The following is a 22,276-nucleotide window of genomic DNA, read 5'->3' on the forward strand; positions in this document are numbered from 1 at the left end:
CCTCACGCCGCCTGGTTGCCCTTGAACACGGCCGGCGGCAGCGGCTCGCGGCCGAGGATGAGATCAGCGCCTTTTTCGCCCACCATGATGGTGGGCGCATTGGTGTTGGAGGAAGGCACGCGCGGCATCACCGAGGCGTCGCAGACGCGTAAGGCGTCGATGCCGCGCAACCTCAGATCCGGCGTCACCACGGCCATCGCRTCATGACCCATGCGGCAGGTGCCGACGGGATGATGATCGGTCTTGGACGTGCGGCAGGCATAGTCGAAAAGGTCGGCGTCACTCTGCAGGGCAGGGCCGGGCAGCACCTCGCGCAGCACATAAGGCTGAAGCGCCTTCTGGCGCATGATCTCGCGCGCCAGCCGMAGGCCCTTGATCGACATGTCGYGGTCGTAAGGATCGGACCAGTAGTTCGGATCGATCAGCGGATGGTCGGCCGGATCGGCGCTTTTCAATCGCACTGTGCCGCGCGAGCGCGGGCGCAGGAAGGYGGAATTCAGCGTCACGCCCGGGTTCTTCAGCTTCTCGACGCCGGCTTCGATGCCGGAGCCGAGACCGAGATGGAACTGGATGTCGGGCGAGGCGGCTGTCGGGTCGGCGTACCRGAAGCCGCCGGTCTCGAACAGGCTCGAGGCCACGGGACCCTTCTTGAGCAAGAGGTATTGCAAGCCGGCCCATATCGTGCGGTGCAGCTTGGCGTAGTTGTCATAGGTGTGGTCGCCGGTGCATTCGGCGATCACGAACAGGTCGAGATGGTCCTGCAYGTTGGAGCCGACGCCGGGCAGGTCATGCACCGGCGTGACCCCAACCGATTTCAAATGGTCGGCCGGGCCGATGCCCGACTGCATGAGGAGCTTGGGCGAACCGATGGCGCCCGACGAGACGATCACCTCGCGGTCGGCGCGCAGGATGGTCTTCTCGCCGCCCGGCTTGTCGACGATCTCGACGCCGACGGCGCGGCCCTTCTCGACGACGACGCGGGTGACGAGCACGTCAGTCCTGACCGTCAGATTCTTGCGGGCACCGATCGGCTTCAGATAGGCGACGGAAGCGGATGAGCGCCGGGCGTTCTTTTGGGTCAACTGATAGTAGCCGACACCTTCCTGGCTCGCGCCATTGAAGTCCGGATTGAAGGGTATGCCCATTTCCYGGCCGGCGCGGAAATAGGCCTCGCAGATCGGCAGCGGCGAGATCGGATTGGAGACACCGAGCGGGCCCTGGTCGCCATGGAAATCGTTGGCGAAGCGCTGGTTGTTCTCGGCGCGCTTGAAATAGGGCAGCACGTCGCGATAGCCCCAGCCGGCGAGGCCTTCTTCCTTCTCCCAGGCGTCGTAGTCGCGGGCGTTGCCGCGGGTGTAGATCTGGGCATTGATCGAGGAGCCGCCACCGACGACCTTGGCCTGCGTGTACCAGAAGACGCGGTCCTTCATGTTCTTCTGCGGCACGGTCGACCAGCCCCAGGAGGCGATGCCTTTGGTCATCTTGGCGAAGCCCGCCGGCATGTGGATGAGCGGGTGCCAGTCCTTCCCGCCGGCTTCCAGCAGCAAAACGGAATTGGACGGATCCTCGCTCAACCGGTTGGCGAGAACGCAGCCGGCGGGACCGGCGCCAACAATGATGTAGTCAGCCATTGTTCCTCACAAGCGTGGCACCGAGAGCGCGCCATCGACATCGATGACCGATCCGGTCGAAAAACCGAATTTTCCGGAGGCAAGCGCGGCGACCACGGCACCAACATCGGCGGCCTCGCCCCAGCGTTTCGCCGGCACCAGCCCGCCGTCGATCAGCGCGTCATATTTGGCCGAAACGCCGGAGGTCATGTCGGTGCGGATGATGCCCGGCCGCACCTCGAACACGCCGATATCTTCGGCGGCGAGCCGCAGCGCCAGGTTCTTCACCCACATCGAAAGCCCGGCCTTGGAAATGCAGTAGTCGGCGCGCTCCGGCGAGGCCATGGCTGCGCTCACCGACGTGATGGTGATGATCGACCTTGTTGGAACGGCAGGCTTCGCCAGCATGGCCTTGGCGACGGCCTGGCTGAGGAACAAAGTGCCGCGAAGGTTGATGGCGAGCGCACGATCGAAGTTATCCGGTTTCAGCTCCAGCAGATCGCCGCGCACCACGGCGCCGACGCCGGCATTGTTGACCAGGCAATCGATGTGGCCGAAGGCGTTGATCGCGGCTTCGACGAGCGCGGCGTGGCTGGCGAGATCGGCGATGTCGCAGCGGGCGTAGGCGAACTCCGCGCCGTGCTTGACGATCTTTTCGGGCAGTCCATCAGCGGGCTTCTCAGCAAGGTCGGCGACAAGAATATCGAAACCTGCCTCGGCTAACGCGTCCGCGCAGGCCAGCCCGATGCCGCGCGCTCCRCCGGTGATGATGGCTGACGGGCGGGTCATTGGAAGCTGATCCTGCGGAGGTCGGCGCTGCCCCTCATCGCCCTGCCGGGCACTTCTCCCCGTATAGTGACGGGGAGAAGGACGCTGTTATCGGCGCTTTCGCCAATTGCCAAAGGAGCGCAGGGGTTGCGGCCAGCCCTCTTCTCCCCGTTTACGGGGAGAAGGTGCCGGCAGGCGGATGAGGGGCGGCGCCAGCCCATCATGCGGCAAGCTCCGTCTTGCGGATGTGATCGGCGACACGCAACGCTTGYGCCGCGATCGACAGCGCCGGRTTGACCGCGGCCGATGTCGGCAGGAAGCCGGCGTCGACGACGTAGAGATTCTGGTGGTCGTAGGCGCGGCAGAACGTGTCGAGGGGTGAAGTGGCCGGGTCGTTGCCCATCTTCACCGTGCCGCATTGATGCGAGGGCGTGCGCTTGTCGAAGGGGCGCGACAGCACGATCGGATAGCCGCAGGCGCGAAGGTTCTCGCGCATGACCTTGGTCAGGCCTTCCAGCGACTGCATGTTGGAGCGCCGCCACTGCATGACGATCTCCTTGCCGTCGACCATGATGCGGCTTTCGGGGTCGGGCAGATCCTCGCACATCAGGTACCAGTCGACGGCGTGGCCGGCCATGAAGTCGAGCACGAATTTCGGCATCGTCTTCACATTGGCCTTGAGCATGTTGCCATCGATCTTGCCGAGCAGCTGCACATTGCCGAGCGGCTTGCCGCCCTTGCCGTCCGACAGATAGTAATCGTTGAGCATCAGCGTCTTCTGGTAGACGCTGTCGTTGCGGCGGCGCGGGTCGATCGCCAGCATCGCGCTCGAATTGTGGTTCATGAAATTGCGCCCGACCTGGTCGGAGCTGTTGGCGAGGCCTTTGCCCCCATTCTTGCCAGTATTGGCTGAAGGCGAGCGCAGCAGGATGGCGGCCGAGTTGATCGCGCCGGCGGACAGGATGACGAGCTTCGGCGACAGCGTCTTTTGCGCGCCGTTCTTTGTGTAGTGGATGGCGGCAATCGTTTTGCCGTCCGGCGACGTTTCCAGCCAGTCGACATGCGCACCGGTTTCAAGCCGGATGTTCTTGTCGGTGAGCGCCGCCGTCAGCGGGCCGGTCTGGGCGTCGATCTTGCCTTGGCCGGTGTTGGGGAAGGCGTCCCAGCCGGTCTTGCCTTCCTTCAGCCAGGTCTCGATGTCGACGCCGAGCGGCAGCGAAGCGGGATGCAATCCGAKGGCTTTCAGTTCGGCGCGGGCGCGCGCGATCGGCGGCTCGTCCGGCACCGGCTTGAAGGCGTAGGGGATCGAATGGAATGGCTCGGTCGGGTCCTCGCCGAGCGAGCCGCGCACGCGAAACAACTGCTCGGCCTTCGAATACCACGGCTCGAATTCGTCATAGGAAAACGGCCAGGCCGGCGAGACGCCGCCGAAATGCTCGAGCTCGGAAAAATCCTCCTTGCGGTAGCGGATGAGGACCGCGCCGAAGAATTTCGAATTGCCGCCGACATAGTAGTAGTTGCCGGGGTTGAAGGCAGCGCCGCCGGCCTCGCGCCACATCTCCTTCGGCCGGTAGTGCTCGTCGATGAAGATCGATCGCGTCGAGCGCGCATGCGGCGTCGCGGGCAGCGGCTCGCCGCGCTCCAGGATCAGGATCGAGGCGCCGCTGCCGGCCAAGCCGGAGGCGATCGTGGCGCCGCCGATGCCGGAGCCGATGATGACGATATCCGGGTTTGCCATAGTCTAAAGATCTTTATTTTGATGCATGTCGTTGCCCCAAAACCGGAGCCACTTTTGGGCGACATGCATCAGAGAATGCGCTTCTCGGTCGCCGGGTCGAAGAACACCGCCTTGCTGAGGTTGAAGGCAAGCGGCGTGCTGGTGCCGGGCTGGATCCTGGCGTCGGCTCTGAGCCGCGCCACCACGCCCTTGCCACCGAGATTGGTGACGGCGAAAGTGTCCGATCCCGCCGGCTCCACCACTTCGATATGGCAGTCGGCCGTGGYGATGCTCGAACCGTTGCGTTCGGCRCCCTCCGGGTCGGTCAGCGCCTCGGGCCGGACGCCGAAGATGACCTGCTTGTCCTTGAAGGCCGACAGGCCAGCAGGCGCGCCGGGCATCGGCAGCACGATCGGCTGGCGCGCCTCGCGGTCGAGCACCACCGAGAGCGCGCTGCCATTGCCGTCGATCTTGGCCGGGATCAGGTTCATCGCCGGCGAGCCCATGAAGTCGGCGACGAAGATGTTGGTCGGGTTGTTGTAGATCTCGGCCGGCGTGCCGAACTGCTGCACCTCGCCGTCGCGCATGACAGCGATCTTGGTCGCCAGCGTCATCGCCTCGATCTGGTCGTGCGTGACATAGACGATCGTCGTGCCGGTGGTGGCGTGCAGGCGCTTGATCTCGATGCGCATGTCGACGCGCAGCTTGGCGTCGAGGTTGGAGAGCGGCTCGTCGAACAGGAAGAGTTTCGGGTCGCGCACCAGCGCCCGGCCCATCGCGACGCGCTGGCGCTGGCCGCCGGAGAGCTGGCTGGGCTTGCGGTTGAGCAGGTGGCCGATCTGCAGGATCTTGGCCACCTTGTCGATCGCCGCCTGGCGCTCGGCCGCCGGCACGCCGCGCATCTCCATGCCGAAGGCGATGTTGCCGGCCACCGTCATGTTCGGATAGAGCGCGTAGCTCTGGAAGACCATGGCGATGTCGCGCTTCGAAGGATGCAGGTCGTTGATGGCGCGGCCGTCGACGCGGATCTCGCCCTCGGTGATCTGCTCCAGCCCGGCGATCGTGTTGAGCAGCGTGGACTTGCCGCAGCCGGACGGGCCGACCAGCACCAGGAAGCCGCCCTTTTCGAGCTCGACATTGATGCCCTTCAGGATCTCGACATTCCCGAAGCGCTTCTTCAGCCCATCAATTTCCAGAAAAGCCATGGTCGTTCCTTTAAGAAAGGGGTCAGCCCTTGACCGCGCCGGCCATCAGCCCGCGCACGAAATAGCGGCCGGCGACGACATAGACGATCAGGGTGGGGAGCGCGGCGATCATCGCCGCAGCCATGTTGACGTTGTATTCGACGACGCCGGTCGAGGTGTTGACGACATTGTTCAGCGCCACCGTCATCGGCATCACGTCGCCGGTGCCGGCGTAAGCCGAGGCGAACAGGAAGTCGTTCCAGATGTTGGTGAACTGGTAGATGACGGTGACGACGAAGATCGGCATCGAGTTGGGCAGCATGATGCGGCGGAAGATCTGGAAGAAGGACGCGCCGTCGACCTGCGCCGCCTTGACCAGCTCGGTCGGGAAGGCCTCGTAATAGTTGCGGAAGAACAAGGTGGTGAAACCGAGGCCGTAGACCACATGGACGAAGACCAGGTTCACCGTCGAATTGCCGAGGCCGAAATTGAACCCGGTCGCGTTCTGCAGGGTGACGCCGAAACGGCCAAGGCTGCCGAGGATCGTCGCCATCGGCAACAGCACCGACTGGAACGGGATGAAGCAGGCGAACAGCATCATGGCGAAGACCAGCGTGTGGCCGCGGAAGCGCCATTTGGTCAGCACATAGCCGTTCAACGCGCCGAGCAGCGTCGAGATCAGCACCGCCGGAACCACCATCTTGATGGAATTCCAGAAATAGCCCTTGATGCCGGCGCAGGTCAGGCCGACGCAGGTTTCGCCCCAGGCCTTGAACCATGGCGCGATGGTTGGCGATTGCGGCAGTGCCAGCATGTTGCCGTTCTGGATCTCGTCCATGGTCTTGAACGAGGTGACCAGCATGACGAAGAGCGGCATCAGATAGAAGATAGCGAACAGCGCGAGCAGGCCATAGATGACGATGCGGTTGATCGTCCTGGCGCTGATGCCGCTCGAAGCCGGACGGGCAGGCGAGGTGACAGCGCTCATCGCGGCTTCTCCCTGAGTTCGGAATAGAGGTAAGGCACGATGATCGCGGTCAGCGTCATCAGCATGATCACCGCGCTCGCCGAGCCGACAGCCATCTCGTTGCGCTTGAAGGTGAACTCATACATGAAGTTGGAGGGCAGCCAGGCTGAGCCGCCGGGGCCGCCGCTGGTCAGCGCCACCACCAGGTCATAGGACTTGATGGCCAGATGCGCGAGCACGATGAAGGCCGACAGGAACACGGGCCGCAGCAGCGGGATGACGATGCGCCGGTAGAGCTGGAAGGTGGAAGCGCCGTCGATCTGCGCCGCCTTCATGATCTCGCCGTCGATGCCGCGCAGGCCGGCCAGGAACATCGCCATGATGAAGCCGGAAGCCTGCCAGACGCCGGCGATGACCACCGTGTAGATGACGAAATCCTTGTTCTTGATCCAGTCGAAATGGWAGCTCGTCCAGCCCCATTGATGCAGCGTCTGCTCCAGGCCGAGGCCAGGATCGAGGAACCACTTCCAGGCGACGCCGGTGACGATGAAGGAGAGCGCCATCGGGTAAAGGTAGATCGGCCTCAAGACGCCTTCGCCGCGGATCTTCTGGTCGAGCAGGATGGCCAGGAACAGGCCGAGCGCCAGGCAGATCAGGATATAGAGAAAGCCGAAAATGCCCATGTTGGTGATCGAGGTGTACCAGCTCGACGGCGGGTCGCTCTCGAAGGTCCAGCGCCACAGCCGCTGATAGGCGCGGGCGCCGGTGATGTCGTAGGACGGGAAGGTCTTGGAATTGGTGAAGGACAGATAGATCGTCCATAGAATGAAGCCGTAGACGAAGACGATCGTCGCCGCGAAGCTCGGCGCCAACACGATCTTCGGCAGCAGGTCCTGCAGCCGCGAACGGACCGTCGCGCCGGGACGGGCGTCGTGCTCCGGTGTCAGCTTGATCTGGGTTTCGGCAACTGTGCTCATCGGCTCATCCAGTACCGGCTGGTCGGAAACGGCCCGGCGCCAGAACGCACCAGGGTCTTTCCCGCACCGTTTATCGACAGGAGACCTCCCCCGCCGGAGCGGGGGAGACCTGGTTCAAGTGAACCTTACTTGGCGTCGTCGATCGCCTTGACCAGCTCGGTCACGGCCTCGTCGGAGGTCTTGATCTGACCATGGACGAACTTCGACACGACATCCTTGTAGGCGTTGGCGACGGCCGGYGGGGCGCCATAGCCCTGGGCCAGCGAGCCGAACAGCGTGCCGCCCTCATTGGCCTTCTTCAGGTCGGCGATGCCCTTCTTGCCGCAAGCGTCGAAGTCGGTGTCCGGCACGTCGGTGCGGGCCGGAACCGAACCCTTCACCACGTTGAAGGCCGACTGGAAGCTCTTCGACAAAGTGGCGGTGGCAAGCGCGACCTGGGCGGCCTTGYGGTCGTCCGGAACGTTGAACATGCCGAACATGTCGGAGTTGTAGATCACCGAGCCGTCGGTGCCCGGGAAGCGGTAGCACAGGAAGTCGGTGCCCGGGGTCTTGTTGGCGGCGTGGAACTCGCCCTTGGCCCAGTCGCCCATGACCTGAACCAGCGCGTCGCCCTTGATGACCATGGCGGTGGCGAGGTTCCAGTCGCGGCCCGAGAAGTTCGGATCGACATAGGTGACGAGCTTGGCGAGGTTGTCGAACGACTTCTTCATCGTGTCGGACTTGAGCGACTCTTCATCGAGGTCGTTCATCGCCTTCTTGTAGAACTCCGGCCCGCCGGTCGACAGCACGACGGAGTCGAACATGGTGGCTTCCTGCCAGTTCTGGCCGCCCAGAGCGAGCGGGATGACGCCGGCCGCCTTGGCCTTGTCGAGCAATGCCACGAAGTCGTCGAAGGTYTTCGGCTCGGTGCCGCCGATCTTGTCCATCACCGCCTTGTTGATCCACAGCCAGTTGACGGAGTGGACGTTGACCGGAGCAGCAACCCACTTGCCGTCATAGACGGAGAACTTCTGCAGGGCGGCCGGAACCGACTTGTCCCAGCCTTCCTTCTTGGCGGTCYCGGTCAGGTCGCCCATGACGCCGGCGGCGGCATAGTCGAGCACGGTGTAGCCGAGCATCTGCGAGGCGGTCGGGTAGTTGCCGGCCGCGACCATTGCCTTCAGCGCGGTCATGGCGGYGTCGCCGCCGCCGCCGGCCACCGGCACGTCCTTCCAGGCATAGCCTTCCTTGGCCAGATCCTGCTTCAGCACGTTGAGAGCAGCCGCTTCGCCGCCCGACGTCCACCAATGCAGCATCTGCACTTCCTTGACGTCCGCGGCATGCGCCGAGAACGCAAAGCTCGTCGCAAGAGCCGTTCCGATAAAGAGTTTGCGCAACATGTACTACCTCCCTTGTTGCATACGCATAACCGGCGGGTGTCCGCCGGGGTCTCCCAACTCAGCCGACCCACCAACCGGTGCGCTGGCCGCGATGAAACTGGATCGTCTTTTCCTCGGTATAGTCCTCGACGGCGCGTTTGCCGAGTTCGCGTCCCAGACCGGACTGCTTGTAGCCGCCGAAGGGCAGTTCGGGATAACCTTCCATGAACGTATTCACCCAAACCGYCCCCGAACGCACACCGCGCGCCACCGACATGCATGTGTCGACGCCGGCGCTCCACACCCCTGCAGACAGACCATAGGGCGTGTTGTTGGCAATGTGCAATGCCTTTTCAATCGTTTCAAAAGTGAGCACGGACAGCACCGGCCCGAACACTTCCTCGCGGGCGATCGCCATGTCCTCTGTAACGTTGCGGATGATGGTCGGATCGAGATATTGCCCGGCATTGGATGCAAGCCGGGCGCCGCCGGTGAAAACGTCGCCGCCATCGGTTTTCGCCGCCGTTACATAGCCGGCTACCTTTTCCATATGATCGGCCGAGATCATCGCGCCGACCTTGGTGCGGTCGTCGAGCGGATCGCCGACGCGGACCTCCCGGGCCAGCGCCTTGACCGCGTTCAGGAAGTCGTCGGCGATCGCCTCGTGCACGATCAGGCGGCTGCCGGCGTTGCAGCATTCGCCGGCGTTGAAGAAGCCGCCGAACACGGCGGCATCGGCCGCCGCCTTGAGGTCGGCGTCGGGGAAGACGATCTGGCCGTTCTTGCCGCCGAGCTCCATCGAGACCTTCTTCAGCGAATTGGACGCCGTCGCCATGGTCATCTTGCCGACGCGGGTCGAGCCGGTGAAGGATACCATCTCGACCAGCGGGTGGCTGACCATCGGCGCGCCGACATCGGCGCCGAAGCCGGCGAGGATGTTGACGACGCCGGCCGGCAAGCCGGCTTCGAGCAGGATATCGCCGAGCACGAAGGTCGAGGCCGAGGTCATCTCGCTCGGCTTGACCACGGCAGTGCAGCCGGCGGCGAGCGCGAAGGGCAGCTTCTGGCTGACGATCAGGAACGGAAAATTCCACGGTGTGATGATCGAGACGACGCCGATCGGCTCGCGCAGCACGACGCCCAGCATATCGTCGCCCAGGTTGGCGTAACTCTCGCCATGCAACGTGCGGGCAAGCGAAGCTGCATAGCGCCAGATGTCGATCGCACCGCCGATCTCGCCACGCGCCTGGGCGATCGGCTTGCCGGATTCCAGTGCGTCGAGGCGGGCGATCTCTTCCAGCCGGGTCTCGATCAGGTCGGCGGTCTTGAGCAGCACCGCCGCGCGTTCCGACGCCTTCATGCGCGGCCACGGACCGGTCTCGAAAGCCTTGTGCGCGGCCTGTATCGCCGCCTCGACCTCAGCCGCGCCCGCTTGCGCATAACGGGACACGACGAAGCCGTGACCTGGGCTGGCGCGCTCGATGCTGCGGCCGTCACGGGCATCGATATGCTTGCCGTCGACCAGCAGCTTATAGGCCTTCGGCGCCTGGGACGCTTCGGCCGGCATGGCAATGTTGAGCGGTGCGTTCATCTTGTCTTCTCTAGGATCTCGAAAAGGCCGGCTTCTGCTTGGCCTTGAAGGCGTCGACGCCGGCTTTGAGGTCACCCGTCAGCGCGATGAAGCCGCTGGCCAGCGCCTCGGTCGCGGCGGCATCTTCCTCGCCCTCGGCAACGCCAATCATCAGCTTGGCGGCTTCGGTCGCGAGCGGGCCGCGCTCGGCGATCTTCTCGGCCCAGGCCCTGGCTTCGTCGAAGGCCTTGCCGGTTTCAACCAGCCGGTCGACGATCCCGTGCGCGAGGGCATCGGCCGCCAGGAAAACCTCGCCGCCAATCGCCATGCGGCGCACGCTCTGTGCTCCGAAGCGGCGCACGGCGCGCTGTGTGCCCGACCAGCCCGGCACCACGCCGATCGAGGTTTCGGGGAAGCCGAGTTTTATCTGCGCCTCGGCGACGCGGAAGTCGCAAGCCGCGGCCAGTTCCAGTCCGCCGCCCAGCGCATGGCCCGAAAGCACCGCGATGGTCGGTTGCCGGAGCCGGGCCAGCCGGTCGAAGACGCGGTGGCCGTAACGTACCCATTGCACCTGGAAATCGGCGGCGCTCATCGCGCCCCAGGCTTCGACGTCGCCGCCGGCGCAGAAGCCCTTGCCTTCACCGCGCATCAGCACGACGCGGACGCCCTCGGCCAGTTCCGCTTCGTCGAGCGCGGCTTCCAGCGCGCGCAGCATCGGAATGTCGAGGGCGTTGAATTTTTCCGGACGGCGCAGCGTGACGATGCCGACGGCGCCGTCCCTTTCGAAGGTGACGAGACGCTCAGCCATGTGCACCTCCGAGCGAGGCGCCGCCGTTGAGCGACAGGCCGATCGRCCGATCCTGGTAGAGCGACGCAGGTGTGACCTTGAGGTCATTCGCGACGCCAAGCGGAATCTCGGCCTGCGCCAGCACATCGCGTTCGAGGTCGACGCCGGGCGCCAGCTCCGTCACCATCAACCCGTCCGGCGTCAGCTTCATCACGCAGCGCTCGGTGACATAGGTGATGTCCTGCCCTTGCGCGACGGCGCGTTTTCCAGAGAAGGAGATGTGCTCGACCTCCTCGACGATCTTCTTGACCTTGCCTTCCTGGTCGATGCGGATCGCGCCGTTGGCCAGGGAAAGCTTGGCGCCGGCATTGAAGAAACCGGAGAAGACGATCTTCTTCGCCCGCGCGGTGATGTCGACGAAGCCGCCGGCGCCGGCCGTCACATGCGGCCGCGCCGAAAGCTTGGAGACGTTGACCGAGCCGTGGCGGTCGATCTGCAGGAAGGAGAGCAGCGAGGCATCGAAGCCGCCAGCCTGGAAATAGATGAACTGGTGCGGCGAAGGCATGATCGCCTCGGCGTTCGAGGCGCAGCCGAATTTGAAGTCGAGCAGCGGCACGCCGCCGACCGCGCCCTGCTCGATCACCCAGGTGACCTTGCCGTGCTGGCCTTCCTCCAGAAGGATGCGCGGCACGTTGGCCGAGATGCCGAAGCCGATGTTGACGGCCATGCCATCGCGCAATTCCATGGCGACGCGGCGTGCGATCACCTTCTGGATGTTCATCTCGGGCGTGCGGAAGGTCGACAGCGGCCGGAAGATCTCGCCCGAGATCGCCGGATCGTAAGGCGTCTGGGTCGTCTGCAACTGGTCGGGCGCCACCACGATGTGGTCGACCAGCACGCCCGGCACGCGCACGTCATGCGGMTTCAGCGTGCCGTTCTCGACGACGCGCTTGACCTGCGCGATGACGATGCCGCCATTGTTGCGTGCCGCCAGCGCCTGTTCCAGGCCGCCGAGATAGGCGCCCTCATGCTCGTAGGTGAGGTTGCCGCGCTCGTCGGCCGTGGTGGCGCGGATGATCGAGATGTTCGGCACGATGGCGCGAAAATAGAGCCATTCCTCGCCATCGAACTGTTGGACCGAGACGATCGGCTCGCTGGCCGCGGCGTTCATGGCGCAGCCCTGGTGGCGCGGATCGGCGAAGGTGTCGAGGCCGACCTTGGTCAGCACGCCCGGCCGCTTGGCGGCGGCCTCGCGATGCATGTCGAAGAGGATGCCTGAGGGAACGTTGTAGGCAGCGACGGAATTGTCGCCGATCATCTTCCAGATCTGCGGCGGTTCGGAGGAAGAGGGGCCGGACGGATAGGAGCCGCAAAGGGTGCGCTTCAACAGGCCGGGCTTGGCGAGATGGTCGATGCCCTTGATGCCGTACATGTCGCCGGCGGCGATCGGGTGCAGCGTGGTGATCGCCTTCGGATGGCCTTCCGCGTCGAAACGCTCGCCGATCGCGGCAAGCACGGCGTCGGGGCAGCCGAGGCCGCTCGACGACGACACCGAGACGACCATGCCGTCCTTGATGAGGCCGGCGGCATGGGCCGCCGAGACGAGCTTGCTCACGCGAGGCTCCCGAGTTGCGGGTCGATAGCGACGGCCTTGCCGGTCTTCGACGATTGAAGCGCTGCTTCGGCGGAAGCCAGCGACCAGATGCCGTCCTCGCCGGTGGCGGCAGGCTGGCCCTCGCCGCGGATCGCGGCATGGAACTGGCGGACCGAGCGGGTGTAGAGGTCCTCGCGATCGAAATTCAGCTCCTCCTCGCCCTTCGCGGTGCGCAGCAGCACCGAGCCGACCGGCTTCTGCGTCATCACATTGGCGGCGATCAGCGAGCCTTCCGAGCCATGCACTTCGAAGCCGGTGCCGGCGAATTTCGTGGTGAAGCCCTCATGYGATTGCGCGATGACTCCCGACTGGAAGCGCCAGATGCACATGGCGCCGTCCTCCAGGCCGCTCCCGGCCATGCCGGCCGACTGCGTGAAAGCCGAAATCTCGACCGGGTCGTCGCCAAGCACGAAGCGCAGCGTGTCGGCATCGTGCACGGTGATGTCGAGCACCACGCCGCCGCCGGCTTCCGGCTTGGTGACGCGCCAGCCCTGCAGGTTCTCCGGCAGGAAGACGGAATGGAAGACGCGCGCCGCGATCGGCTTGCCGATGCGGCCGGCGGCAATCGCCTCGCGCATGGCGCGATGCGCGCCGGCATTGCGCAGATGATGGTTGGTGCCGAAGACGATGCCGGCGGCTTTCGCGGCGACGACCAGCTTGCGCGCATCGGCGCTGGTCAGCGCCAGCGGCTTTTCGCACAGCACATGCTTGCCGGCCTTGATCGCGGCAAGGCCCTGCTCGAGGTGCAATTCGTTGGTGGTCGAGATGTAGACGGCGTCGATGTCCGAGCTGAGCAGTGCGTCGAGGGACGAGACGGCACGTGCAATGCGGTTTTCCCCCGCGTAAGCCTTGGCCCGTTCCGCGCTGGAGCTCATCACGGCAACGACGTCGCCATCGTCCTGGGCGCGAATGGCATCGATCATGAACTGTCTGGCGATCGTGCTGGCGCCGATCAATCCCCATCGCACGCTCATGCCGCGTCTCCCACTTGGCTGTTGCGGTCCGGACCGCTGCTTTCCCGCACGACCAGGCTGACGGCGCCGATATGGTCCTCGGCCCGCGTGGTGCGCGACTGGATCATCTTCAGCATGACGTGCGCCGCGCGCTCGCCGAGGCCCGCGGTGTCGACGGCAACGCTGGTGAGCGCCGGGCTGTAGTGCTCGGCCTCGGCGACATCGTCGAAGCCGACGACGGCAAAGTCCGCCCCCGCCTCGAGGCCGCGTTTGCGCAGCGCCAGCATGGCGCCGAAGGCAACCGCGTCGTTGAAGCAAAGCGCCGCCGTCGGTGGCTGCGCCGCGGCAAGCGCCGTCTCCAGGCAGGCCATGCCGCCCTTGCGGCTGGTCTCGCCCTCGACAATCAGCCGGTCGGAGGCGGGAATGCCGAGCGTTTCGCAGGCTTCAAGGAACCCGCCCAGTCGCTCATGGTAGACGACAAGATCGGACGAGCCGCCGAAGAAGGCCAGGCGGCGATGGCCCTTGCGGATCAGATGCTCGGTGGCGATAAAGGCGCCGCGATGGTTGTCCGGCGCGATCACCGGAATGCGGCTTTCGGGCAGCCGGCGCATGGTGAAGACGATCGGCACGCCGGCCGCCTCGATGCGGCGGAAGGCGCCCGGCGTGGTGCCGCGCGCCGGCGAGACGATGAGGCCGGCGACACCCTGTTCCATCAGCGACTTCAGCACCTCTTCCTGGCGCACCGGGTTTTCAGCCGTGTTGGCGATGAAGGGCACGACGCCCGCCGCCTGGAAGACGCGCTCCATGCCGACGGCAAGCTCGGCGAAGAAGGGGTTGGTGAGATCGTTGATCACCATGCCGATGACGTTGGAATGGGCCTTGCGCAGATTGGCGGCGCCGCGGTTGTAGACATAGCCGACATCCTCGATCGCCCTGCGCACCTTGGTCGCGGTTTCGGGCCGGATCAGCCCGCTGCCCTGCAGCACGAGCGACACCGTCGATTTGGACACGCCGGCCTCGCGGGCGATGTCCAGGATCGTCGCCTTGGCCCGGCTGGCCATCCTCGTTCCATCCTCCGCATCTTTGAGCAAATTTATTGGAACGTTCTAATCATCGATCCAAATTAGAGTCAATCATGATTCCCTATTTGGATTCGAAAAATTGATTGGAGCGGTTCAAAACCCCCGCTAATGCAAGCATTCCTCTACAGAGGTGCTATGCCGCGCCGACGCGGACGCCTTGAATCATAAAGCTTCTTGATTTATTGGAACGTTCCATTTATAGCGACCCGCAACGGGAGAGTTCCATGCACATTACCTTGCCTGCGGCAAACGGCGACCGGGTCAGCTATCGGCTCGTAGGCAAACCGGTCGAGCCAAACAAGAGCGCGCGTTTTTCGCGCATCGCCTATGCCGCCGCCCATGTCGTTGCCGATCCMATCGCCATGACCAACCCCTCGTCGCGGCCGGCGGTCGACTGGGACAGGACCATGGCGTTCCGCCATCATCTGTGGCGGCTCGGCTTCCGCATCGCCGAGGCCATGGACACGTCCCAACGCGGCATGGGTTTCGACTGGGCGAGCGCCAGGGAACTGATCCGGCGCTCGATAGCGGAGGCCAAAACGGTGCCGGGCGCCGACCTCGCTTCGGGGGCGGGAACCRATCACCTGGCGCCTGCGGCGGCCAAGACGCTCGACGACGTCATCGGCGCCTATGAAGACCAATTCGCCTTCATCGAAGGCGAAGGCGGCAAGGCGATCATGATGGCAAGCCGCGCGCTGGCGGCGGTGRCAAAGGGACCGGACGACTATGCCCGCGTCTATGACCGGATGCTCTCACAGGCATCAGGCAAGGTGATCCTGCACTGGCTGGGCGACATGTTCGATCCGGCGCTCAAGGGTTATTGGGGCAGCAACGATTTYGATACGGCGCTCGACACGGTCGTCRCTATCATCGAGCGGCATGCGGAGAAGGTCGAGGGCATCAAGATATCGCTGCTCGACGCGGAGAAGGAGGTGCTGCTGCGCGACCGGCTGCCCGAGGGCGTCGTGATGTTCACCGGCGACGATTTCAATTATCCCGAGCTGATCGCCGGCGACGGCAGGCGGCATTCGCATGCTCTGCTCGGCATCTTCGACGCCATCGCCCCGGTGGCCAACGCCGCGCTGGCGAAGTTGGCGGAGGGCGACAAGGCCGGTTACGACGCGCTGATGGCGCCGACCGTGCCGCTGTCGCGCAAGATCTTCGAAGCGCCGACCGAATACTACAAGGCCGGCATCGTCTTCATGRCCTGGCTGAACGGGCATCAGGACCATTTCACCATGGTCGGCGGCATGCAGTCGGCGCGCGGCATATGCCACTACGCGGACGTCTTCCGGCTCTCCGACCAGGCCGGCCTGCTGGCCGACCCCGATCTTGCCATCGCACGGATGAAGACCCTGCTGGCGATGGCGGGCATCTAAGCTAAAGCGCGTCGCGATCTTTCAGATTCGCTCCTTGCGCTTTAGGCTTTTGATTTTGCGCATGTCTTTGCCCCGAAACCGGTTCCCACTTTCGGGAGACATGCTTTAGACCTATGGCGGCTTGCTTCCTGGCATAGCCCCTGTTTGGTTTCTCAATCTACAAGGTTGGGACAGGACGCGCTCCGCGCCCTCGTGATCCGCAGGTGAGCACATGGAAGTTCCCGGCTTGAAGGGGCGGGTAGCGGTCATTACCGCGGCCGGCCAGAACATCGGCAAGGCCGTCGCCCTGGCGTTTGCCCGAGCGGGGGCGCACATCGTCATAACCGGCGGCAGCGACGCGGCCAAGATCGAGGCCGTCGCCGGCGAGGCGCGGTCCCTTGGCGTGGAGGCGATCGCATCCGTCTGCGACGGCACCGACGAGGCCGCCATGAACGCCTTGATCGGCAGGGCGGTCGCGGAACTCGGCCGCGTCGACATCGCGGTGTCCTGCGTCGGGATAAGACCGCACCAGCCGATCGACGAGATCACTCTTCGGGACTGGCAGAAAGTGATCGACACCAATCTCGGATCGGCTTTCATCCTGACCCAGGCGGTGCTTCCGCACATGCGCCGAAGAAAGTTCGGGCGCCTGCTCTACATGGCGGGGACGGATGCCCTCTTCCCGTTGGCGAACAGGGCGCATGTCGTCGCCGCCAAGCACGGCATGCACGGCCTGGCGAAAGCCGTGGCGCTGGAATGCGGACCGGACGGGGTGACCGCCAACAGCATCGCGCCTGGATGGCTGGACACCGACAGGAATGCGGCGTGGTATCCCGATCTTGCGGAAACCTACGAGCATGTGAAAGCCACGGTGCCGCTAAGGACGTTGGGGACCGCCGAGGACGTCGCCAATGCCTGCCTCTATCTCGCATCCGACATGGGCAAGTTCGTCACCGGACATTTGTTGCACGTCAACGGCGGTGAGTTCATGGTGTAGACGGCAATCATCAGGGAGCGCTTCAGCGTGAAGGGATACTGGCTCATCGTCGGAACCGAGATTTCGGATCAGGAGGCGCAGGCCGAGTACGGCCGGCTCTGGAAGCCGATCGGCGAAAAATACCAGGCACGAACCAACACGACGAAACAGCCGCCCCTGCTCGTCGAGGCGCGCGATGCCAAGCGCATGGTCCTGGTGGAATTCCCGTCGCTGGAGATCGCCAAGGCCTGCTATGCCGACCCGGCCTATGAGGAAGCCATGCGCTTCGCGCTCAAGGCGTCGAATCGTACGCTGGTGATGTTCGAAGGGAATCTTGGATAGCCATCGGCATAGGGCCGCTGGAGAACCGCCGAACTCATCGATTCGGGGACGGCCATCGCCGTGCGCGGACCAGTCGTCTGCTTAAGTTATTGGAAGGATGGTGGGCGTGACAAGGATTGAACTTGTGACCCCTGCAATGTCAATGCAGTGCTCTCCCGCTGAGCTACACGCCCATCCGACGCCGCGCATACACCACTTTTGATCCGGCGCGTCAATAGCGGGAATGTGGAAAGACGGYTTCCGTTTGTCGCATCGAGGAGATCCCTGCCGATGCGAGCCTTGCAGGCCTCAGGCGGCCTGCAGCATCTTCTCGACCTCGTTGACGAGATCGCGCAGGTGGAAGGGCTTCGACAGAACCTTGGCGTCCTTGGGCGCCTTGGAATCGGGATTGAGCGCGACCGCGGCAAAGCCGGTGATGAACATAACCTTGAGGTCCGGATCGATCTCGGTGGCGCGGCGGGCAAGTTCGATGCCGTCCATTTCGGGCATGACGATGTCGGTCAAAAGCAGCGAAAAAGGTTCCTCGCGCAGCCGCTCATAGGCGCTCGCGCCATTGTCGAAATCGCTTACCTGGTAGCCGGCGCGTTCCAGCGCCTTGACGAGGAAGCGGCGCATATCGTCATCGTCTTCCGCCAGCAGAATGCGTGCCATCATATCCCGTCCGAATCACCCGCCCCAAGCCTGCCGCCGGGCAAGGCCGTTAACCATCCTGTATATGAGGTGGAGCCGGTAAACATCAAGTGAATGAAGGGCATCCAACATTCGGTTCGGAGCACGGTTTCACGGTCTGAAATGCTGGACATGCCGGACGCAAGGTGGCAAGTTTTGCGTCATGATGCAGTGCTTCATCCTGGTTCGTACAAATTGAAGACGGCAGCCGAGGATTTTTCGGTCGTTCCACCCTTCGAAATCCGATCGGGCGCCGAACAGCGCGTCCCTTTCCTGTTCAACTCGCCGCATAGCGGCCGCCACTATCCGGAGCGCTTCCTGGCCATGGCGCGGCTCGACCGCAACGCCATCCGCCGGTCGGAGGACTGCTATGTCGAGGAGCTCTTCGGCGGCGCCGTGCCGCTCGGCGCGCCGCTCTTGGCGGCGAACTTTCCGCGCGCCTATCTCGACGTCAACCGCGAGCCGTGGGAGCTCGATCCGCGCATGTTCGCGGAGCCGGTGCCGTCCTTCTGCAACATCCGCTCGGCGCGGGTCGCCGGCGGGCTGGGCACGGTGCCGAAACTGGTCGGCGAGGGGCTCGATATCTATCCCAGCCGGCTGCCTTTGGCGGAGGCGGTGGGGCGCATCGAAGCGGTGTACAAACCTTATCACGAGACGCTGAAGCGGCTGCTCACGAGGACGCATGCCAGGTTCGGCTATGCCGTGCTCATCGACTGCCATTCGATGCCGGCCTCGATTCGCGTCGGCGACAACGGCGTGCGGCCCGACTTCATCATCGGCGACCGGTTCGGCATCTCGGCCTCGCCGGCGCTCACCGAAATGGCGATCAGCCTGCTTGTCGGCATGGGCTACACGGTCGCGCACAACAAGCCCTACGCCGGAGGCTTCATCACCGAGCACTATGGCAGGCCGGCGCGGCATCTGCATGCGCTGCAGATCGAGGTCAATCGCGGGCTTTACATGGACGAGCGGACATTCCAGAAATCGGCCGGCTTCGACGCCTTGGCCGACGACCTGACCCGCTTCTCGGCCGACCTGATGTCGATGCCCGACCATCATTTCGTCGATTTGCCGCTCGCGGCGGAGTGACGGCGTGGTCGGCGCGCCGCGTTCTTTACAAACGCAATTCCGAACGGAAAAACGCTTCGCGCTTTTCCTGGAATTGCTCGAAAAAAAGACCGCATCGTTTTCACGACACGGTCGAAGTCTAGGGAGGAAACGCCCAAGGAGGGCATGGACAGGATAACCTGTCCGACGACAAAATTATTGTGCGTCGCACAAATGTCAATCGACAGCAGGGTTTTTTAATTCAATATGATGTGGAAATTCCGCTTCGGCGGTTCAGATGTGGCATTCGGGCAACAGAAAGCGGGCGGCTGACCGGTCTTCAGAGCGCCTGTTCTGCGAGAGAGAGCGGCTGGCAAGAGCCGCGATGGGGAGAGCGACTTGGATATCAGCACCGATTTCATGYGGCGCATCGCGCATGCCGCCGCCGCGGAAACCTTGCCGCGCTTCCRCAGCCAGGGGGCGGTCGCCAACAAGGAGTCGGGAAGCTTCGACCCGGTCACCGAGGCCGATCGCGAGGCCGAGCGCGCGATCCGGGCGCTGATCTCTTCCGAATATCCCGAGCACGGCATCCTCGGCGAAGAGCACGGCAGCCAGAACCTCACCAGCCGGCATGTCTGGGTGATCGACCCGATCGACGGCACCCGCGCTTTCATTTCCGGCATTCCGGTCTGGGGAACGCTGGTCGGGCTGACCGTCGACGGCGATGCGGTCGCCGGCATGATGTCGCAGCCTTTCACCGGCGAACTGTTCTACGCCAACGCGTCCGGGTCGCACTATGAAGGGCCGGGCGGACCGCGCAGGCTCGCGACGCGCAAGACCACCGAACTCGCGCAAGCGACGCTGTTCACGACCACGCCGGCCCTGTTCAAGGGCGATGCGCGCAAGCGCTACGATCAGTTCGAAACAAAAGTCCAGCTCGCCCGCTACGGCACCGATTGCTATGCCTTCGCCATGCTGGYTGCCGGCAGCGTCGACATTGTCACCGATCCGGGCCTGAAGCCCTACGACATCGTGGCGCTGATCCCGATCATCGAAAAGGCAGGCGGCGTCATCACCACTTTCGAAGGCGGACCGGCCGAAAACGGCGGCGACATATTGGCGGCCGCGACRCCGGAACTGCACGCGGCGGCGATGGCGGCGCTGCGCGACTAGAGCGTTTCACCGTTTCACGGAAACGGCGAACCGCTCTATCTTCTTGTTTTTACGCAATTCCGGACGGAAAAGCTCACATTTTTTCCTGGAATTGCTCTAAGCCGATCAGGGCGCGTCGCCGGTGCCGGGAATGAAGGCGTCGAAAGCGGCGAGCAGCTGCTCGCRGTAGATGTCCTTCTCCTGCAGGATCTCGTGCTCGGCGCCGTCGATCATCAACAGCGAGCCGACGCGCAGTTTCCGGGCATAGGCTTCCACCGCCCTGGTCGAGACCACCCGGTCGGCGCCGGCGGCGACGATCAGCATCGGCACCTTGACCCTTGCCATGAAATCCGGATCGCTGACGGCTTGCGCGGCAGCGGCCGCCGCCTTCAGCCAGCGGACGGTCGGGCCGCCGAGCGCCAGCTGCGGCCAGGCCTCGTAGATGCCGACATTGCGCCGGTAGCGCTGCGGGTCCGAGGTCACCTTGTTCACCTCGAAAGGCGGCGGCACTTTCGGCCGCGGACCGAGCGCGGCGTAGAGCCAGCCGAGGCCCAGCGCGCAGAAGATCGCGCAGACGCGCCGCACCGTGGCGATCGAGACCGGCAGGTCCGGCACCTCCAGAAAAGGCGCCAACAGCACCATGCGCCGCACCCGGTTGACCATGGACGGCGAGGCAAGCAGCGCAATCACCGCCCCGGTCGAGTGGGCGAGGATGTAATAGGGGCCGCGGCAGTCGGGCAGCACGATCTCCTCGAAAAATTGCTCGAGGTCGCGCGTATAGTCGCGGAAGCTGCGGACATAGCCGCGCTGGCGGTCGCGCAGCAGGCGGCTGGAATCGCCCTGGCCGCGCCAGTCGAGGATGGCGACGCCGAAGCCGCGATCGGCGAGGTCGCGGATGGTCTCGAAATATTTCTCGATGCACTCGTTGCGCCCGGTCAGCAGAACCACCGTGCCCTGGAGCGGACGGGCGACGGCGGCGAAGACGCCGTAGCGGATCTTCTTGCCGTCACGCGTGGTGAAGAACCCGCCCGCGGCATTCTGCGGCGCGGGGTTGTCCTCGGTCAGATGGAAAAGATCCGTCATTCGGCGTGTCGTTGGTTGCTCTTTGCCCGGACGGGCGAGGCGTCGGCATGGTGATAGACGGCCAGCCGGCAAAAGCAAAGCGTTGCGAGGATCCGCGCGGTCGGCAACTTCCAAAGGGAAGGCCGGAAGTGCCTGCGGCGCACTTCCGGCCTCTGTCGATCCGGGAGGAAGGGACGTTGCACCCGGTTCGGCCTCGTCGCGGCGCGGGGAAAGGCGCCGCTTGTCTGTCACGTTGGTCAAAGCCTAGCGCTGAATGACTGAACGGATGCCGAAGCGGTGGTTCATCCACCATTCATCAACGTGGCCACATTGCGACGCGAAGAAAACCTTGAAATGGCTTTTTGAGCTTCCCAAATGAGGGATGCGGCCGCCGATTATCGGGGTCGCTGGCCTATCCGGAACGCCTTTCGAGGGTTTCGCACCGGGTCACACGCAAACCATGTTGCTCAACAGGAGAACACCTTATGCGTCACGTTGATTTTTCCCCGCTTTATCGTTCGACCGTCGGCTTCGACCGGCTGTTCACCATGCTCGACTCGCTCGGCCAGCCCGAGACCGCGCAGACCTACCCGCCCTATAACATCGAGCGCACCGGCGAGAACGCCTATCGCATCTCGATGGCCGTTGCCGGCTTCTCGGAAGACGAGATCTCGATCGAAGCCCACCGCAACGTGCTGACCGTCAAGGGCGAGCGCAAGGACGAGAACAACAGCGAGGGTTCGGAGCTGCTTTATCGCGGCATCGCCTCAAGGTCCTTCGAGCGCCGCTTCCAGCTCGCCGACCACGTCGAAGTGGAAGGCGCCACGCTGAAGAACGGCCTGCTCTTCGTCGACCTCAAGCGCAACATTCCCGAGGAGCTGAAGCCGCGCAAGATCGCGATCACCTCGTCCTCGGACAAGGCCAAGCAGATCGAGGCCAAGGCCGCCGCGTAATCGGCGGACTGCATCACAGACAACGTCTCCCTCCCGAGACGGAAGCGGCGCCGCGAGGCGCCGCTTTTTATTGTGCCATCGGCAACGAGC

The 22,276-nt window shown here is 64.2% G+C and carries 20 protein-coding genes and 1 tRNA gene; 6 read left to right on the plus strand and 15 right to left on the minus strand.

Going from position 1 to position 22,276, the window contains the following annotated elements:
• Window positions 1–2 precede the first annotated feature (2 nt).
• The 12 genes from LCM4576_RS15265 to LCM4576_RS15320 all read right to left on the minus strand — a co-directional run bounded on the left by LCM4576_RS15265 (window position 3) and on the right by LCM4576_RS15320 (window position 14,606).
• Complete coding sequence (locus LCM4576_RS15265) at window positions 3–1,631, minus strand: GMC family oxidoreductase (RefSeq protein ID WP_071032879.1); 1,629 nt, start codon at window positions 1,629–1,631, stop codon at window positions 3–5.
• Between the two features lie 6 nt (window positions 1,632–1,637).
• Complete coding sequence (locus LCM4576_RS15270; RefSeq protein ID WP_071032881.1) at window positions 1,638–2,399, minus strand: 3-ketoacyl-ACP reductase; 762 nt, start codon at window positions 2,397–2,399, stop codon at window positions 1,638–1,640.
• Between the two features lie 199 nt (window positions 2,400–2,598).
• The gene (locus LCM4576_RS15275; RefSeq protein WP_071032883.1) at window positions 2,599–4,116 is read right to left on the minus strand and encodes a GMC oxidoreductase; all 1,518 of its coding nucleotides are present in this window, start codon (window positions 4,114–4,116) and stop codon (window positions 2,599–2,601) included.
• Between the two features lie 68 nt (window positions 4,117–4,184).
• Window positions 4,185–5,300: an ABC transporter ATP-binding protein gene (locus tag LCM4576_RS15280; protein ID WP_071032885.1), complete on the minus strand. Its 1,116-nt coding sequence runs from the start codon at window positions 5,298–5,300 to the stop codon at window positions 4,185–4,187.
• 22 nt (window positions 5,301–5,322) lie between these two features.
• Window positions 5,323–6,267 (minus strand): carbohydrate ABC transporter permease, encoded by a 945-nt coding sequence (locus LCM4576_RS15285; RefSeq protein WP_071032887.1) that lies wholly within the window; start codon window positions 6,265–6,267, stop codon window positions 5,323–5,325.
• Window positions 6,264–7,223 (minus strand): carbohydrate ABC transporter permease, encoded by a 960-nt coding sequence (locus tag LCM4576_RS15290; protein WP_071032889.1) that lies wholly within the window; start codon window positions 7,221–7,223, stop codon window positions 6,264–6,266. Before LCM4576_RS15290 ends, LCM4576_RS15285 begins: the two co-directional genes overlap by 4 nt.
• A gap of 125 nt (window positions 7,224–7,348) precedes the next feature.
• The gene (locus tag LCM4576_RS15295) at window positions 7,349–8,602 is read right to left on the minus strand and encodes an ABC transporter substrate-binding protein (RefSeq protein ID WP_071032891.1); all 1,254 of its coding nucleotides are present in this window, start codon (window positions 8,600–8,602) and stop codon (window positions 7,349–7,351) included.
• A 58-nt stretch (window positions 8,603–8,660) separates the two neighbouring features.
• Window positions 8,661–10,172: an aldehyde dehydrogenase family protein gene (locus tag LCM4576_RS15300; protein ID WP_071032893.1), complete on the minus strand. Its 1,512-nt coding sequence runs from the start codon at window positions 10,170–10,172 to the stop codon at window positions 8,661–8,663.
• A gap of 10 nt (window positions 10,173–10,182) precedes the next feature.
• On the minus strand, window positions 10,183–10,959 hold the full coding sequence (locus tag LCM4576_RS15305; protein ID WP_071033157.1) for an enoyl-CoA hydratase/isomerase family protein: 777 nt from the start codon (window positions 10,957–10,959) through the stop codon (window positions 10,183–10,185).
• Window positions 10,952–12,553 (minus strand): acyl CoA:acetate/3-ketoacid CoA transferase, encoded by a 1,602-nt coding sequence (locus tag LCM4576_RS15310; protein ID WP_071032895.1) that lies wholly within the window; start codon window positions 12,551–12,553, stop codon window positions 10,952–10,954. Before LCM4576_RS15310 ends, LCM4576_RS15305 begins: the two co-directional genes overlap by 8 nt.
• Complete coding sequence (locus LCM4576_RS15315; protein ID WP_071032897.1) at window positions 12,550–13,566, minus strand: Gfo/Idh/MocA family protein; 1,017 nt, start codon at window positions 13,564–13,566, stop codon at window positions 12,550–12,552. The genes LCM4576_RS15310 and LCM4576_RS15315 overlap by 4 nt, the downstream gene beginning before the upstream one ends.
• Window positions 13,563–14,606, minus strand: a complete 1,044-nt coding sequence (locus LCM4576_RS15320; protein WP_071032899.1) for a LacI family DNA-binding transcriptional regulator — start codon at window positions 14,604–14,606, stop codon at window positions 13,563–13,565. The genes LCM4576_RS15315 and LCM4576_RS15320 overlap by 4 nt, the downstream gene beginning before the upstream one ends.
• A gap of 245 nt (window positions 14,607–14,851) precedes the next feature.
• Between LCM4576_RS15320 and LCM4576_RS15325 the strand changes: the two genes are divergently transcribed.
• The 3 genes from LCM4576_RS15325 to LCM4576_RS15335 all read left to right on the plus strand — a co-directional run bounded on the left by LCM4576_RS15325 (window position 14,852) and on the right by LCM4576_RS15335 (window position 17,303).
• Window positions 14,852–16,006, plus strand: coding sequence for a dihydrodipicolinate synthase family protein (locus LCM4576_RS15325; protein ID WP_071032901.1), 1,155 nt, complete (start codon window positions 14,852–14,854; stop codon window positions 16,004–16,006).
• Window positions 16,007–16,217: 211 nt separating this feature from the next.
• Window positions 16,218–16,982, plus strand: coding sequence for an SDR family NAD(P)-dependent oxidoreductase (locus tag LCM4576_RS15330; protein ID WP_041012635.1), 765 nt, complete (start codon window positions 16,218–16,220; stop codon window positions 16,980–16,982).
• Window positions 16,983–17,009: 27 nt separating this feature from the next.
• Window positions 17,010–17,303 carry a DUF1330 domain-containing protein gene (locus LCM4576_RS15335; RefSeq protein WP_071032903.1) on the plus strand — a complete coding sequence of 98 codons (294 nt, stop codon included), beginning with the start codon at window positions 17,010–17,012 and terminating at the stop codon, window positions 17,301–17,303.
• Window positions 17,304–17,401: 98 nt separating this feature from the next.
• Here LCM4576_RS15335 and LCM4576_RS15340 read toward each other — a convergent pair.
• Window positions 17,402–17,476 (minus strand) — tRNA-Val (locus LCM4576_RS15340).
• 115 nt (window positions 17,477–17,591) lie between these two features.
• Window positions 17,592–17,954 carry a cell cycle two-component system response regulator CpdR gene (gene cpdR / locus LCM4576_RS15345; protein WP_006199474.1) on the minus strand — a complete coding sequence of 121 codons (363 nt, stop codon included), beginning with the start codon at window positions 17,952–17,954 and terminating at the stop codon, window positions 17,592–17,594.
• Between the two features lie 150 nt (window positions 17,955–18,104).
• Here cpdR and LCM4576_RS15350 point away from each other — a divergent pair, with 150 nt between their 5' ends.
• Together LCM4576_RS15350 and hisN are read left to right on the plus strand one after the other, a co-directional pair.
• Window positions 18,105–19,061 carry an N-formylglutamate amidohydrolase gene (locus LCM4576_RS15350; RefSeq protein ID WP_071033158.1) on the plus strand — a complete coding sequence of 319 codons (957 nt, stop codon included), beginning with the start codon at window positions 18,105–18,107 and terminating at the stop codon, window positions 19,059–19,061.
• A gap of 357 nt (window positions 19,062–19,418) precedes the next feature.
• The gene (hisN, locus tag LCM4576_RS15355) at window positions 19,419–20,192 is read left to right on the plus strand and encodes a histidinol-phosphatase (RefSeq protein ID WP_071032905.1); all 774 of its coding nucleotides are present in this window, start codon (window positions 19,419–19,421) and stop codon (window positions 20,190–20,192) included.
• A 105-nt stretch (window positions 20,193–20,297) separates the two neighbouring features.
• On the opposite strand, the gene LCM4576_RS15360 is transcribed toward hisN, so the two are convergent.
• Entirely contained in the window at window positions 20,298–21,254 is a 957-nt protein-coding gene (locus tag LCM4576_RS15360; RefSeq protein WP_071032906.1) for an alpha/beta fold hydrolase, read from the minus strand.
• A gap of 464 nt (window positions 21,255–21,718) precedes the next feature.
• Between LCM4576_RS15360 and LCM4576_RS15365 the strand changes: the two genes are divergently transcribed.
• Window positions 21,719–22,186 (plus strand): Hsp20 family protein, encoded by a 468-nt coding sequence (locus tag LCM4576_RS15365; RefSeq protein ID WP_041004796.1) that lies wholly within the window; start codon window positions 21,719–21,721, stop codon window positions 22,184–22,186.
• Window positions 22,187–22,276 lie beyond the last annotated feature (90 nt).

The organism is Mesorhizobium sp. LCM 4576 (genome assembly GCF_001854815.1).
GTDB classification, from domain to species: Bacteria; Pseudomonadota; Alphaproteobacteria; order Rhizobiales; family Rhizobiaceae; genus Mesorhizobium; species Mesorhizobium plurifarium.

Coding starts and splice junctions, on each gene's coding strand:
- LCM4576_RS15285 (WP_071032887.1), bottom strand. CDS start 6,267: ATGAGCGCTGTCACCTCGCCTGCCCGTCCGGCTTCGAGCGGCATCAGC.
- LCM4576_RS15305 (WP_071033157.1), bottom strand. CDS start 10,959: ATGGCTGAGCGTCTCGTCACCTTCGAAAGGGACGGCGCCGTCGGCATC.
- LCM4576_RS15320 (WP_071032899.1), bottom strand. CDS start 14,606: ATGGCCAGCCGGGCCAAGGCGACGATCCTGGACATCGCCCGCGAGGCC.
- LCM4576_RS15330 (WP_041012635.1), top strand. CDS start 16,218: ATGGAAGTTCCCGGCTTGAAGGGGCGGGTAGCGGTCATTACCGCGGCC.
- cpdR (WP_006199474.1), bottom strand. CDS start 17,954: ATGGCACGCATTCTGCTGGCGGAAGACGATGACGATATGCGCCGCTTC.
- LCM4576_RS15350 (WP_071033158.1), top strand. CDS start 18,105: ATGCCGGACGCAAGGTGGCAAGTTTTGCGTCATGATGCAGTGCTTCAT.
- LCM4576_RS15365 (WP_041004796.1), top strand. CDS start 21,719: ATGCGTCACGTTGATTTTTCCCCGCTTTATCGTTCGACCGTCGGCTTC.